The sequence below is a fragment of the Vibrio sp. 2092 genome, assembly GCF_033339635.1.
Lineage (GTDB): Bacteria > Pseudomonadota > Gammaproteobacteria > Enterobacterales > Vibrionaceae > Vibrio > Vibrio alginolyticus.
Genome location: NZ_JAWOUY010000013.1, coordinates 37719 through 51921, shown reverse-complemented (window position 1 = coordinate 51921; position 14203 = coordinate 37719). Strand labels below are relative to the sequence as shown.

Sequence of the window (14203 nt, the reverse complement as noted above, 5' to 3'; positions counted from 1 at the left end):
TATAGAACAACCAATAAAAACAAATACGGCCATTTACACTTATTAAATATGTGGAAATCCACAATACCTTTCATTATTGACAAGGCCGACAATATCGTCCGAGTGACTACCAAGTAGCACTTAGACATATTAATAAAAATTAAAGTGAGTCAGCATGTCAAAAATTCTTCCAGTGGTGGTGGCCTGTTTGTTAGCAACCACTATGGGCGCAAGCGCCTCGTCTATTCCGGAAAAAGCCAGCGTATGTAGCGGTTGTCACGGCCAAGATGGCATGGGACAGCCAAATATCGCGCCGATGATCGCTGGTTTAAACGCGAATTATCTCAACACTCAAATCGAACTATTCCTTAGTGGCGAACGCCAAAATGTGGTCATGCAAGGCATGGCGAAGGAACTCAGCGATCCCGCAGGCCGTAAGGAAGTTATGGAGTACTTTGCTAACCTCCCGAGCTATGAGTTCACGAATCCAGAACAACGCGGCGACCAAGCTGATATTCGTAACCCGTATCGTAAGTTAATTTTCCAAGGCGATTGGGATAGAAATATTCCAGCTTGCGCAACTTGTCATGGAGCCAGCGGTATGGGCGTCGACAAGTTCCCTCGCCTCGCAAGCCAACATGCTGATTACTTAAAAACGCAATTGATGGCATGGAAAAACGGCACTCGCAGTGGCGACCCGCTCAATATGATGGGGACCATCGCAAAAAATCTCACTGACAAAGAGATCGAAAATCTTGCTTACTACTTTGCCTCATTACGTTACTAGGAGCAGTCATGAAACGTTTCTATTCTTTGTTCGCACTGCCTTTCATTTCTACGCTCGTACTAGCTAACGCTCCATTACCGGACCGCCAGAAAGAGCTACCTGCGATAGAAAAAGAAAAGCACGGTGAATACTTAAAACCGCGTGATCTCAGCACAATCCCAAACACCGCATTTGGTGAGCAAGTAAAACGCGGTTACTCGCTCTTTGTTAACTCACAACAAATGCGCGGAAAATACGTTGGCAACGAACAAAACTGTGTGAACTGCCATATGGAGGCAGGACGAAAAGCAAACGCTGCGCCACTGTGGGCAGCTTACATGGCATACCCGGCATATCGTAAGAAAAACGATCGCGTAAACAGCTATGCTGACCGTATCCAGGGTTGTTTCGAGTATTCCATGAACGGTAAAGCGCCCGCTTACGATTCGCCAGAAATTGTTGCCCTTAGTGCTTACGCCTACTGGTTAGCGATGGGCGGTTTGCTTGACAAACATGGTATGGCGGATGAACCCATTCCAGAGCTAGACGCAAAAGCGTTGCAAATTGGTGGAAAAGCAAAAGACTTTCCGTTGCCCGAAGCCATCGCACAAGCATTACCAGTTGAAAAGCGAGGTAATCTCTCTGGGCGTGGCTACCCAAAAATCGCCGCCCCTGAGCAAGAACCATCAATAGAGCGAGGCGCATTGGTCTACGAAAAGAACTGTGAAACTTGCCATCGCGCCGACGGTTCAGGCATCAAAGACACCAACGACCATTCATACATTCCACCACTTTGGGGCGAATATGCGTATAACTGGGGCGCAGGTATGCACCGGATTAACACTGCAGCCTATTTTATTTACGAAAACATGCCGCTTGGGAAAAGTGTGCAGCTGACAGAGCAAGAAGCATGGGATGTCGCAGCATACGTCAACAGCCATGAGCGTCCACAAGATCCTCGATTCAAAGGCAATGTCACCGCAAACGCGGAGAAATATCACCAGCACCAAGGCTATTACGGCAAAACGCTCAACGGTACGCAAGTCGGCTCCAATGCCTTTAAGAGCGGAACGGTCAAGTAAAGTACAACTAAGCACCTTAAATAAAATGCTCTTTTTCCCTGCTCAGATTATCTGGGCAGGGTTACTTACCCTTAAAAACAAGTAATTACCCCTCCACAGACAAGCAATATCACATTATTTTCGGCTTCCAACATACTCATCTTCGCCGTAAAATCTTGTACCAAACGCGACTTCGTTTATGTCTTAGATCTCCCATATCCTCTAATGCCAAAAGTAAGAAACTCGTAAACTCCTGAATCAAAACAAGCGTGCCTAGTGAAAAAAGAGTATTCTTAAAGCAAATGAATCTAAAACCTACCCGATGAGTATTCAACCTAATTCCCGTCAGTTAATTTCATGCGAAGAGTGCGGCCTTGTTGTTCGCATTCCCGATATCGAACAGGGGCAAAAAGCACAATGTCCTCGATGTTCGCATTCGCTGACTAAAGTGAATGCCAAGCCTTACCAAAGCGTGATCGCCATATCATCGGCATGTTTGATCATGTTAGTGCTAAGCATTTCTTTCCCTTTTATGTCGTTCAGCGTGCAAGGGTTGTCGCAAGAAATCACCTTGTTGCACGCTGCCAAAATGCTGGCTGAGTTTCAAAATGTGCTTTTGGGTGTGCTGCTACTCGCAACAGTTATCGTTTTGCCTGCAATCTATGTTGGTCTCATTCTCTTTCTTCACCTTGAAGCATTAAAAGCACGTAAACATACCCCCTCTAGAAAGCAGCAACGAATGGCAAAAGTTTTATGCCGTCTTCTGTTTCGAGTCGAACCCTGGTTAATGGTGGATGTCTTTTTGATTGGCGTGTTGGTCAGCTTAATTAAAATCGCTTCCCTCGCAGACATAGGAATGGGCACTTCATTCTGGGCGTTTTGTGTATATACCGTTCTGGTAGTCAAATGCATATCAATGGTCGACAAAAGCTGGCTCTGGGGGCACTTTATTCCAGCTATCGAGCTATCTGATGTAAAAGAGGGTGATACGCACCATAACCACAACCATATTGGTTGTCATACGTGTCACCAGCTCAACCCTATTGAAGCTAAAAAACACCAACACTGCATTCGTTGTAAAAGCCCTATTCACAAATACAACCCCGCAGACAATTTACAAAAAGCTTGGGCGCTTTTGTTTGCTTCAGTCATTTTCTATATCCCTGCGAACCTCTACCCTATGATGTACACCGTAAGCCTTGGACATGCAGAAGGTTCAACTATCATGGAGGGGGTAATATTGCTTTGGCATTTAGGTTCTTACCCTATTGCGATGGTAATTTTCTTTGCTAGCGTATTTATTCCAATGGCGAAAATGCTGGCACTCGCGTGGCTGTATTACAATGCGCAAAAAGCGCGATATCTTCCGCACGAAGAGAGTATTTCACGCTTAAAGATCTACCGCATAACTGAGTTTATTGGTCGTTGGTCCATGATCGATATCTTCGTCGTCGCGATCTTAGTTGCACTGGTTCAGCTGCAAAACTTAATGGCGATTTATCCAGGTCCTGCTGCGCTCTCTTTCGCGGCAGTGGTCATTTTTACTATGCTTTCTGCAATGATATTTGACTCACGTTTGTTGTGGCAATTGCCACAAAACGAAGTGCAGGAGCCGATTTCTGACAACTTAAACGAGAAAGCCAAATATGAGTGATGAGAACAACGTAACCGCTCAAATAAAACCGCAAAAGCAGATTTCTGCGATATGGATTGTCCCGATCCTTGCGCTAGCCATGGGAGCGTGGATGCTGTTCCAATATATCAACAGTACAGGCCCACAAATTACTCTCCAACTGCCAACCGCAGATGGGATTGAGGTTGGCAAAACCGAAATCCGAGCATTGAATGTAAAAGTCGGACTGATTACTGAAGTCACTCTCAGTGAAAATTACGATCACATCATCGCTAAGGCACAAATGAACAAGGATGCAGAACGCATGCTGCGAGATGACACCATGTTTTGGGTGGTGAAGCCTCGTATTGGCCGTGATGGCGTTTCAGGTTTAGAGACCTTGCTCTCTGGCGCTTATATCCAACTTCAGCCGGGTAAATCTAAAATAGAGAAAGAGCGCTTTACGGTCTTAGATGTTCCCCCAGTGGCCTCTCCTGATGCAGAGGGGTTACGCCTTGTGTTAACACACCGCGAGGCTGGTAAGCTAGGCGTTGGTGACCCCGTCATTTATAAAGGCTTTACGGTTGGTCGTGTAGAGAAAACTAGCTTTGATGTTGACACTCGCAAAGCGTTATACCAACTCTTTATTTTCAAGCCTTATGACAGCTTAGTGCGCACTCGTACCAAGTTCTGGCTGAATTCTGGCGTAGATTTACAGCTCAATGCTGAAGGGTTCGAAGTCAAGTTTGGCTCATTAGAGAGCATGCTAACGGGTGGTGTTACCTTCGATACCGTTCCAGGTCTTGAATCCGGTGAACAGCTCACTGAAAATATGGTCAACTTCCGCTTGTACGATGATATTAAACAACTTCGAGAAGGCATGTACGATGATTATATTGAATTCGTTATGCTTTTTGATGAATCGGTACGAGGACTTAAACGTAAGGCACCTGTCGAATATCGAGGCTTGAGAATTGGTACTGTGATGCGTGTACCAATGCGACTTCCAACCCCAGAAGAGAACTTTTCTGCGAAAAAAATCCCTGTATTGGTACGTATCGAGCTCGGCCGTGTTTATGGCGATTTCCAATCCCAATCTTTACCAATGTTAAAAGATAAATTGAAGAGTGAGTTTGCTAAAGGCCTACGTGGTACTTTAAAAACAGGTAACTTATTAACAGGCGCACTGTATGTTGACGCCGACTTCTATCCAAACGACGAGCCTTACGTACCGAGTAAGTTTGCTGATTTAGATGTTTTCCCAACCATGCGTGGTGGTTTTGCGCAGGTTCAGCGCCAAGTGAACGACTTCCTAAATAAGATTAATAACTTACCAATGGAAGAAACACTAGACTCTCTCAATTCAACGTTAAAAACGTCTGAAAAAACGTTAGCTTCAGCAGAACGCGTGGCGGACAGTATTGATAAACTTTTGAATCAAAAAGAGACGCAAGAGATCCCAACAGATATTCGCCAAAGCTTACAGCAATTACAAAAAACACTCGATGGTTATGGGCCCAACTCAACCATGTACAGCGAAATGGAAGCCACGCTAAAAGAATTAGAAAGCGTGATGACAGAGTTTAAACCCGTACTTAAACAGCTAAACGAAAAGCCAAACTCTCTCGTGTTTGGAGAAGATGAAATCAGTGACCCAATACCAGTTAAAGGCAAAAACTAATGAAACGAGTATTCTTTCTGTCTATCGCGCTATTTGTCGGTCTAACGGGTTGCAGTAGCGCTCCGCAAACTAAAGGAGCTATGTACCTTCTACCTAAGGCGGAACCAGTGACGCTGAGCTCTTCTGATATCGCTCAGCGCCCAACTTTAGTTGTTCGTCCAGTGACATTGGCGAGTTATTTGAATGATAATGGCATTGTTTATCGAACCTCTGAGACCCAAGTTATTCAGGCGAAGCACAATCAATGGGCGCACAGTATTTCTGAGCAAATCACTCAGAGAGTCGTCGCGGAACTACGTCACAAGCAAAGTCATTACTGGCCGACTGAAATGAATAATCTGTTGGATCAAAGCGGTGAAGCCAAACTCCAGCTTACGTTAAATAAATTTAATGGCAGCTACAAAGGTAATATCGAAATTGAGGGGGAATGGTTACTCATTAATGCCGAAGGTAAGGTAGAAAACAGCGCGCCAATACAAATCTCACAGCCGCTTCAAGATGAGGGCTATGAAGCGCTCGTCAACGCTTTATCCATAGGCTTAGAAAGCCTAACCTCAGACATTGCCAAACAACTCTAAGTCAATGTTAATTACAGGGAAGCAAGTTGCTTCCCTTTTTTATGCAGAGTGTAGCGACTTCTACTAAGCTGAAAGCTGACGAAAAGCCGAAAAGGAAATTGGATGAAACCATGTAACCTGCTATCACTCTCCTCACTCATTCTTGTATTACCTACATCAGTAGCGCTCTCAGCCGAGACACAAGAATCTCGTTGGCGAAATAGCATAGAAGTGTACATGCTAGGACTGAATATCCACGGGGATACCAGTATTGGTCGCTTTTCATCAGAGGTGGATGTCGATCCTAAGTTCATCGTAGACCACCTCGATATTGGGGCGATGTTGCGATTCGAGAGTATTTACCAAAGTAAGTGGGGCTACTACATAGATTATAGTTTCATGAACTTAAGTGGTGATGTTAATAATATCAAGGGCGCTCTGCCTAACGCTCGTTATCGTGCGGACATCGAAATACGGCAAGGTGTTCTAGAAGCAAAGGCATTCCAACGCGAACAATATTCATTTGGTAAACTGGATTATATGTTTGGATTACGTTGGTGGGACAATGACATCACCGGCAAGCTGTATCGTAATGACAACCGGGTACTAGAAGATAGACTGTCATTACAAGAAGATTGGGTCGATTTTTTAGTTGGCTTGCGACTCATTGATGAATTGAGCGAAAACTGGCGATTTCATGCCAGCATCGACGCCGGACTTGGCAACGATACTCACTTCACTTATGCCATTCAAACTGGTGTTCGTTATAGCTTTAACGAATGGTCTGATCTCAACTTAGCTTACAAGTCGACCTGGGTCGATTACAAAAATGAAGAGGTATTTGAATATGATACGGCTTCTCAAGGGCTTTTAGTCGGACTTGGCTTTTACTTTTGATTAGGTTGAACCCTAGCCTATATTCAAGCGTTGTAACTTGTACCAACTCTAGGTACACGTCTAGTGCCACGTTACAGATGCTTAAATAAGGCAAATTGATCTTCATCAGACTATAAATTGCTCTTCGGTGCTACTCTCTGTCACAAAATATAAAACCCCACTCTATGACCTCATATAGGTCTTGTTGATAAGGTTCCCGAATAGCAATGTCGATTAACATTTCCGATTTAACCACCGCCCTAAATAAGGTGGAGCATATTCATAAAGTGCAGCTTGAAAACGTACATCAGTTCTTCAAAGCAAACGAAGCTTTCTCGTTGCAAACATTCAGCCAGCTGATATCAAGCGACTCGCTTGATGATCGATTTAAAACCATCGATAAAGCGTTCTCTTTGCTTGGTGATGCAAAAACCTACCTTTTAGAAGCGTCTTACCTTATTAAGTAAAAAAGAAAGCCCCGATAAAATTCATTACCGGGGCTATCATTTTCTATCTAAACTACTGATTTACAATTTGTAACGATCATCAATTACCGTTAATTCTGGGAAGGTTTTACCCTCGTCCATCGCTTCTTCTGTCTCTTCTTTTACTTGGTTATCAATCCAGAAATTACCGATATCCATTGGATGAAGCACCCATTCTGTCGCTTTTGTCATGCCGTTTTTAGGAATTTTAACCCAGCGCCAATGAGCAACTCGAGAATAAGGCACCATGTAGCCAGGAACGATGATGTTCGCTTTGCTGACATAGTTTTGGATTTGATGCGACAAGTCGTAACGCTTCTCCTGATCAAACTCAGAATCATACGCTTCAATTAACTTGTCTAGCTCAGGGCTGCTGTAGTTGGTGTGAGCATTCGTTTGTGGTCGATTTGCATTATCCGAGTGTAGGTATTCCCAATACGCAGGGATCTCACCAGAGCCCATATTCAAAAACGCTAGCTGATGCTTTTTCTCAAGAATGTATTTAAACGCAGATGAGCCATCCACCAAATTTAACGTGAACTCAAGACCAGCAAGTTTCGCTTGCTCTTTCAGGTATGCAATACGCGGTGTCCAAGAGTTGTATCCATAGGTGATAGCAAAGCTCAAGCGTTGGCCCTTGTCGTTAATACGAATACCATCTGCGCCCACTTTGTCAAAGCCCGCTTTTTCGAAGTGTTTAACCGCCGCATCAGCATCAAACTTTGGCGGTGTATTGTTAGGATCATCGTATTCGCCATGACCAAAGCCGAGTCCATGCGGTTTACGTGAATAATCTCCACGCATGATGTTTTCAATCATGCCGTCATAGTCAGTGGCTGCCATAACACCTTTACGCACTTCTAGGTTATCCAACATCGGCATCGCTGTGTTCATCCAAAGACCACCTGCTCCTTGCGGTGCTTCGTTAAAGCCCCAGTACTTTTGGATATAGCCTTTTTTGTACACATCACTATTGGTTTTGTCATGCCAAAAGCTTGGTAGCACCATCTCAAAGTAGTCTAAGTTGCCTTTCTCAAAGTGCTTCATGGCAATATCAGGATCGCGAATCACCTTAATGCGAACCTTTTCAACGTTATAACGGTTTTTATAGTAGCGGTTGTTGTATCCCCACCAATCTTCACCGACATGTTTGAATGTCACGCTCTTACCTTTCTTCACTTGATCAATGTAGTAAGGCGCTGCGGTTGGCTCAGATTTAAAGTTAAACTTTCTGACGAAGTTATCAGGCATGCCATCGTTATTTGCGTCCTTTTCTCCTTCAAAGAAGTGTTCAGGACGAGGCTGAAAACCATTACTTGGCATGTTAATCATAACCATAAGTGAGTCATGACTTTGAGCTACAGCAAGATTGACTTTGATCGTGTAGTCATCAATTTTTTCAACACTCACAATACTGTTTGTGAAGAAGTCGTTATACCACGGGTCGATAATGTCTTTTGACGTGTAGTACTTCATCATAAAGACGTAATCATCTGCTGTAATTTTTTCACCATCTGACCACTCGGCCGTTTCGTCGAGTTTAAAGAATACGGTTTTGTTGTCCTCTCCAAATGCCCATGACTTAGCAAGTTGAGGGATCCATTTGCCAGTATTTGGATGACGCTGAGCCAGTTTTGGTGAACCATCCATTAAGTATTGGCGCAAACCTGAGTTCGCATCTGGACCAACACTTCGTAATGTTTGCGGAAAGCTCTGAATGTAAGTGCGATAGGTGCCACCTCGTACCGCTTCTTCAGAGGCAAATAGAGGTTCGTTGTTGTTTGAAATCCATTCGATATCAGCTGGCAATTCTGCCGCACTCAGTTGAAAACTGGCAGCGGTCAGTGTTGCTAGTACTGAAAATGGCAGTTTTTTAGTCATGTTTCTTCCTTGTTGTGTTTGCGCACTAAGGTCGTAACAAGGAAGACAGCGTGTGAAAGCTCACAGAAAGCTGCGATTTAAAATACGCAGATAGGAAATAATAGGAACGTAATATGAAGTGACGTCCTGCCAGCTTCTATATTAATTTCAAAGAGTTTCACTAGGTCATCCTAGACCTTACAACGCAGTGAATGCATCTTCGCCATAGTATTCTTTAGATATTTGTAACGCAAGCCATCAATAACACATGATTGCATTTTCGAGGCATCACAGTGAGTTATGTTACAAAAGTGTGATCAGCATAGTACCAAGCCCTACTTTACTCAGAATAAACCGCAGAACCTTTATCTCAATTGGCCCCGATATACCAGTTACAGCGAGTAAATGATCAGACATAGCTGGTTAAAAGGAATGGTTGTTTACCGCGATCAGTATTTTCATTCGATATAAAAAGTGAGGCATCTTAGCCTCACTTTTCTCCATACAATCGAGACAGTGCTTACATTTTAGATAAGCTCTCATTGATCGACTTCAGCACTTCTGCAGGATTTGACGCTTGAGTGATAGGGCGACCAATCACAAGATAATCTGAACCTGATTGGATAGCGTCTACTGGCGTCATGATACGGCGTTGGTCACCTTGTTCTGAACCAGCAGGTCGAATACCAGGGGTCACTAATTTAAATTCTTGGCCTAGTTCGCTCTTCAGTAGTGAGGACTCTTGCGCTGAACATACGACACCATCTAAGCCCGCGTTTTTGGTCAAGGTTGCTAGACGAATCACTTGCTCCTGAGGCGCAACATTCAAACCAATACCAGCTAAATCACTTTGTTCCATACTGGTTAGTACCGTTACACCGATAAGAAGTGGACGATCTTTACCATATGGCTCAAGAATTTCACGTGATGCCGTCATCATACGCTCACCACCGCTCGCGTGTACGTTCACCATCCATACACCCATTTCAGCCGCAGCGCGAACTGCTTTCGAACAGGTGTTTGGAATATCGTGAAATTTTAAATCTAGGAATACCGAGAAACCACGTTTATGGAGTTCACGTACAAAATCAGGACCAAATAGCGTAAACATCTCCTTGCCAACTTTTAGTCGGCATGACGCAGGATCAATTCTATCTACAAACGCAAGTGCATCTGCTTGGTTATCATAATCCAGTGCGACAATAACTTTTTGGTCGATCATTTCATCTCCTAACTGTTTTGGTTCTTATTAAATAAAAAGTTAAAAAAATGCAGCGGACAGAAACTCTGCCAGCTGCATTAAGAATTATTCACCATCCAATCCGCGGATTGGCTTGATCGTCCCCCATCCTTTACAGGACGGACAATGCCAATAAAGGGAATGGGTAGAAAATCCACACTTCCGGCATCGGTAATGTGGTTTCACTTTTAACTGTTCACCCACCATCGCTTGTAGTGTTGATAGGCTGTCTTTCGCTCGACCATCTTCTGCTTCTGCAATGTGGTAGTCAATTAAACGGTAGAAGCCCTTCATGGTTGGGTTTTTCAGCAATTGTTTCGTCAGTAACTCTTGAGCAGCCCCAACGTTCTCGTGATGAGCAACTAATTGAGCCAACATCAACTCGGCTGATACGCCAGCTTTCTTATCAATACAAGCTCGCAGAAACTCGACAAGTTCATCTTCCTGACCCAGATGATGATAGCATTCTGCAATAGTTGGCAAGACATCACTGATAAAGTCTTTATCTTGCTCAAGTACCCCTGTCAGATATTTGATGGTGTGCTTATAGTCTTCAGACTCTAGATAAATTCGTCCCAAAGCAATACTTGCTCGAACACACTTCGGGTCTTCCGCTAACGCTTTTTTAAAATGCTGTATTGCCTTATTAGTATTCCCATCAGCTTGGTCGAGCATGGCTATTTCACACCAAAAATGGGCAATATTTGCACGCATCCTTGAGCGTTTATTACCTAACTTAGCCAATTGGTTCGCGTAATAAATCGCCTTTTCCCATTCTCGTGTTTGCTGATAAATGGTCACTAATTGTTGAAGAGCCGCCTCTTTGTAATCTGGCTCTTCGACTAACTGTTCGAAGATTTTCTCTGCACGATCAAGAAAACCTGAGACCATGTAGTCTTTCGCTAACTGTTGAAGGGCGAGGTTCTTTTGGTCCAGTGTTAAGCCTGAACGAGAAATAAGATTTTGGTGAATTCTGATTGCGCGGTCGACTTCACCACGAGACCGGAACAGGTTACCCAACGCAAGGTGAGTATCGATGGTCTCGTTATCAACTTGGAGCAATTCAATAAAGTGATCGACAGCCTTATCTGATTGGTCAGAGAGCAACAGATTAAGACCCGTCATATACTGACGAGAGATTTGATGAGATTGCTTCTGCTTGTCTTGCTGAGCGCTGCGATGCCCCATATACCAGCCATACGCAGCAGCTATAGGCAACAACAAGAAGAGTAGTTCAAGCATTAAAGTTAAGCCTTATCCTTATGCCTGTTTTTCAATGGCTGGCTTATCAGCAGCGTTGTTTGATTCAGTTGGTTCGTACTTTTTCAGTTTTTTCTTTAAACGACGGACCTGTAGCTGAGTTTTCAGTTGGATGCTACCAAAGGTAACCCACGCTAAAGCAAAGCCAACCACAAATACTACACCTAATAGCGTAGATAAGTGGAACTCTCCTTTTGCTAGAAGATAGTTAAAAGTCACGAGCTCTTGGTTTTGGGAACCTAACGCCAATGCAATTAAAAAGAGAGCTAAAACAGCAACGATTTTTATAATTTTCATGTTACATCACCCTTCTAGGAGTAAGTCGGTAAGATTATGCAGGAAAATGCTTCTTCAGACTACGTATATTAGCAATAATCTATACCCAAGTAACCTCAAGATGCTTAGTTTGTAGACATGCTTAGAAGTTAAAGTTATTTGGGTATAGAAAACAGCTGAATCCACAATTAGATTAGTAAACGATCTTGGATGTATGACTAACTTGGATACATTACAAAAAAGCGGCATACACAAACGTATGCCGCTTTTTTCAAACTAATAAGAGTGCATTAACCAATATTTACACGCTCACGAAGTTCTTTACCAGGTTTGAAATGTGGAACGTATTTACCTTCCAATTCCACTTTATCGCCCGTTTTAGGGTTACGACCTACGCGAGGCTCGCGGTAATGAAGAGAAAAACTACCAAAGCCACGGATCTCGATACGGTCACCGCTCTCTAGTGTAGAGGCCATGTGCTCTAAAATATCTTTTACAGCATCCTCTACCTCTTTCGCTGATAAGTGTGTTTGCTCAGCGCAGAGTCTTTCAATCAGTTCAGACTTAGTCATAGTTGCCCTCTTTGAGTATCTTTATCACTTATTATAGTAAGTAATACTAATTCCAACAAACACTTGCTGACAATTCTAGACAAATTTTATGCAAAATGCGCAATGAAGAAATGCCTTTTATTAAGATAGTTTACTGTCATTAGTATTACTACTTAAATATGACCAAATATAAAAAAGGAGCCTTGCGGCTCCTTTTTTGCTTAAGCGAGTATATTATTCGCCTTTAGCAGCTTTGAAAGCGTCAGCCATTGCGTTACCGAATGCATTGTCATCTTGCTTGTTGATAGATGCCATTGCTTCTTGCTCGTCAGCTTCGTCTTTAGCTTTGATAGATAGGTTGATTACGCGGTTCTTACGGTCTACACCTGTGAACTTCGCTTCAACAACATCACCAGCGCTTAGGATTAGAGAAGCATCTTCTACGCGATCGCGTGATACTTCAGAAGCACGGATGTAACCTTCAACGCCTTCTGCGATTTCAACAGTAGCGCCTTTAGCGTCAACAGCAGTTACAGTAGCGTTAACTAGAACACCTTTCTTGTTGTCAGCAACGTAAGCATTGAATGGGTCATTTTCCATTTGCTTGATGCCTAGAGAGATGCGCTCACGCTCAGCGTCTACTGCTAGAACAACTGCAGAGATCTCGTCGCCTTTCTTGTACTCACGTACAGCTTCTTCGCCAGCAACATTCCAAGAAATGTCAGATAGGTGAACTAGACCGTCGATGCCGCCTTCTAGACCGATGAAGATACCGAAGTCAGTGATAGACTTGATCTTACCAGTAACTTTGTCGCCTTTAGCTTGTGCTTCAGCGAATGACTGCCATGGGTTAGCTTTACACTGTTTCAGACCTAGAGAGATACGACGACGTTCTTCGTCGATTTCAAGAACCATAACCTCAACTTCGTCGCCAACATTAACAACTTTAGAAGGGTGGATGTTCTTGTTAGTCCAATCCATTTCTGAAACGTGAACTAGACCTTCAACGCCTTCTTCGATTTCAACGAAGCAGCCGTAGTCAGTTAGGTTAGTTACGCGACCAGTTAGTTTGTGACCTTCTGGGTAACGCTTAGCGATTGCTACCCATGGATCTTCGCCTAGTTGCTTAAGACCTAGTGATACGCGAGTACGCTCACGGTCGAACTTAAGAACTTTAACTTGGATCTCGTCACCAACGTTAACGATTTCAGATGGGTGCTTAACGCGCTTCCAAGCCATATCAGTGATATGTAGAAGACCGTCAACGCCACCTAGGTCAACGAACGCACCGTAGTCAGTAAGGTTCTTAACGATACCTTTAACTTCAGAACCTTCTTGTAGAGTTTCTAGAAGCTCGTCACGCTCAACGCTGTTCTCTGATTCGATAACTGCACGACGTGAAACAACTACGTTGTTACGTTTTTGGTCAAGTTTGATAACTTTGAACTCTAGCTCTTTGTTTTCTAGGTGAGCAGTGTCGCGGATTGGACGTACGTCTACTAGAGAGCCAGGAAGGAAAGCACGGATACCGTTTAGTTCAACAGTGAAACCGCCTTTAACTTTACCGTTGATGATACCAACAACAGTTTCAGCTTCTTCGTAAGCTTTCTCAAGTACGATCCAAGCTTCGTGACGCTTAGCTTTCTCACGAGAAAGTTGAGTTTCACCGAAACCATCTTCAACAGCGTCTAGAGCTACGTCTACTTCAGCGCCAACTTCAACTTCAAGTTCGCCAGCAGCGTTCTTGAACTGTTCAGCAGGGATAGCAGATTCAGACTTAAGACCAGCGTCAACAAGAACGAAACCGTTCTCGATAGCTACTACAGTACCTTTAACGATGCTGCCTTGTTGGAATTCTGTTTCGTTTAGAAACTCTTCAAAGAGTTGAGCAAAAGATTCAGTCATTTAATTAATCTTCAATAAATTAAACTTCCACGGGTATCCTACCGCATGGGGTTATTAAATTCGCCAGTCATCATCCTTGCGACCAACGCTCTTA

General features: G+C 43.5%; 13 protein-coding genes. 7 read left to right on the top strand and 6 right to left on the bottom strand.

What is annotated here, in order from left to right; all coding sequences use genetic code 11:
• The first annotated feature begins 202 nt into the window (after window positions 1-202).
• From R7P80_RS19870 to R7P80_RS19840, 7 genes are all read left to right on the top strand, one after another.
• Window positions 203-766, top strand: a complete 564-nt coding sequence (locus R7P80_RS19870; RefSeq protein WP_372059261.1) for a c-type cytochrome — start codon at window positions 203-205, stop codon at window positions 764-766.
• An 8-nt stretch (window positions 767-774) separates the two neighbouring features.
• Window positions 775-1827, top strand: coding sequence for a c-type cytochrome (locus R7P80_RS19865; RefSeq protein WP_115386187.1), 1053 nt, complete (start codon window positions 775-777; stop codon window positions 1825-1827).
• A gap of 301 nt (window positions 1828-2128) precedes the next feature.
• Window positions 2129-3460, top strand: coding sequence for a paraquat-inducible protein A (locus R7P80_RS19860; protein ID WP_005385807.1), 1332 nt, complete (start codon window positions 2129-2131; stop codon window positions 3458-3460).
• A complete protein-coding gene (pqiB, locus tag R7P80_RS19855) occupies window positions 3453-5099 on the top strand; it encodes an intermembrane transport protein PqiB (protein WP_017821656.1) in 1647 nt (548 codons plus the stop codon). The genes R7P80_RS19860 and pqiB overlap by 8 nt, the downstream gene beginning before the upstream one ends.
• Window positions 5099-5677, top strand: a complete 579-nt coding sequence (locus R7P80_RS19850) for a membrane integrity-associated transporter subunit PqiC (protein WP_017821657.1) — start codon at window positions 5099-5101, stop codon at window positions 5675-5677. Before pqiB ends, R7P80_RS19850 begins: the two co-directional genes overlap by 1 nt.
• A 102-nt stretch (window positions 5678-5779) precedes the next feature.
• Window positions 5780-6553 (top strand): hypothetical protein, encoded by a 774-nt coding sequence (locus R7P80_RS19845; RefSeq protein WP_031778929.1) that lies wholly within the window; start codon window positions 5780-5782, stop codon window positions 6551-6553.
• 206 nt (window positions 6554-6759) lie between these two features.
• The gene (locus R7P80_RS19840) at window positions 6760-6999 is read left to right on the top strand and encodes a hypothetical protein (protein ID WP_005376679.1); all 240 of its coding nucleotides are present in this window, start codon (window positions 6760-6762) and stop codon (window positions 6997-6999) included.
• A 60-nt stretch (window positions 7000-7059) separates the two neighbouring features.
• Here R7P80_RS19840 and R7P80_RS19835 read toward each other — a convergent pair whose 3' ends face one another.
• From R7P80_RS19835 to rpsA, 6 genes are all read right to left on the bottom strand, one after another.
• Window positions 7060-8898, bottom strand: a complete 1839-nt coding sequence (locus tag R7P80_RS19835; protein ID WP_005376669.1) for an extracellular solute-binding protein — start codon at window positions 8896-8898, stop codon at window positions 7060-7062.
• Window positions 8899-9397: 499 nt separating this feature from the next.
• Window positions 9398-10099 carry an orotidine-5'-phosphate decarboxylase gene (gene pyrF, locus R7P80_RS19830; RefSeq protein WP_017821659.1) on the bottom strand — a complete coding sequence of 234 codons (702 nt, stop codon included), beginning with the start codon at window positions 10097-10099 and terminating at the stop codon, window positions 9398-9400.
• Window positions 10100-10183: 84 nt separating this feature from the next.
• The gene (lapB, locus tag R7P80_RS19825) at window positions 10184-11359 is read right to left on the bottom strand and encodes a lipopolysaccharide assembly protein LapB (RefSeq protein WP_005376665.1); all 1176 of its coding nucleotides are present in this window, start codon (window positions 11357-11359) and stop codon (window positions 10184-10186) included.
• A gap of 18 nt (window positions 11360-11377) precedes the next feature.
• Window positions 11378-11674 (bottom strand): LapA family protein, encoded by a 297-nt coding sequence (locus R7P80_RS19820; RefSeq protein WP_053304243.1) that lies wholly within the window; start codon window positions 11672-11674, stop codon window positions 11378-11380.
• 269 nt (window positions 11675-11943) lie between these two features.
• Window positions 11944-12225, bottom strand: coding sequence for an integration host factor subunit beta (gene ihfB / locus R7P80_RS19815; RefSeq protein WP_005385816.1), 282 nt, complete (start codon window positions 12223-12225; stop codon window positions 11944-11946).
• A gap of 213 nt (window positions 12226-12438) precedes the next feature.
• A complete protein-coding gene (gene rpsA / locus R7P80_RS19810; protein ID WP_005385817.1) occupies window positions 12439-14109 on the bottom strand; it encodes a 30S ribosomal protein S1 in 1671 nt (556 codons plus the stop codon).
• Between the last annotated feature and the right edge of the window lie 94 nt (window positions 14110-14203).

Excerpts from the sequence above, each read along its gene's own strand:
- R7P80_RS19870 (WP_372059261.1), top strand. The coding sequence starts at position 203 with ATGGGCGCAAGCGCCTCGTCTATTCCGGAAAAAGCCAGCGTATGTAGC.
- R7P80_RS19865 (WP_115386187.1), top strand. The coding sequence starts at position 775 with ATGAAACGTTTCTATTCTTTGTTCGCACTGCCTTTCATTTCTACGCTC.
- R7P80_RS19860 (WP_005385807.1), top strand. The coding sequence starts at position 2,129 with ATGAGTATTCAACCTAATTCCCGTCAGTTAATTTCATGCGAAGAGTGC.
- pqiB (WP_017821656.1), top strand. The coding sequence starts at position 3,453 with ATGAGTGATGAGAACAACGTAACCGCTCAAATAAAACCGCAAAAGCAG.
- R7P80_RS19850 (WP_017821657.1), top strand. The coding sequence starts at position 5,099 with ATGAAACGAGTATTCTTTCTGTCTATCGCGCTATTTGTCGGTCTAACG.
- R7P80_RS19845 (WP_031778929.1), top strand. The coding sequence starts at position 5,780 with ATGAAACCATGTAACCTGCTATCACTCTCCTCACTCATTCTTGTATTA.
- R7P80_RS19840 (WP_005376679.1), top strand. The coding sequence starts at position 6,760 with ATGTCGATTAACATTTCCGATTTAACCACCGCCCTAAATAAGGTGGAG.
- R7P80_RS19835 (WP_005376669.1), bottom strand. The coding sequence starts at position 8,898 with ATGACTAAAAAACTGCCATTTTCAGTACTAGCAACACTGACCGCTGCC.
- pyrF (WP_017821659.1), bottom strand. The coding sequence starts at position 10,099 with ATGATCGACCAAAAAGTTATTGTCGCACTGGATTATGATAACCAAGCA.
- lapB (WP_005376665.1), bottom strand. The coding sequence starts at position 11,359 with ATGCTTGAACTACTCTTCTTGTTGTTGCCTATAGCTGCTGCGTATGGC.
- R7P80_RS19820 (WP_053304243.1), bottom strand. The coding sequence starts at position 11,674 with ATGAAAATTATAAAAATCGTTGCTGTTTTAGCTCTCTTTTTAATTGCA.
- ihfB (WP_005385816.1), bottom strand. The coding sequence starts at position 12,225 with ATGACTAAGTCTGAACTGATTGAAAGACTCTGCGCTGAGCAAACACAC.
- rpsA (WP_005385817.1), bottom strand. The coding sequence starts at position 14,109 with ATGACTGAATCTTTTGCTCAACTCTTTGAAGAGTTTCTAAACGAAACA.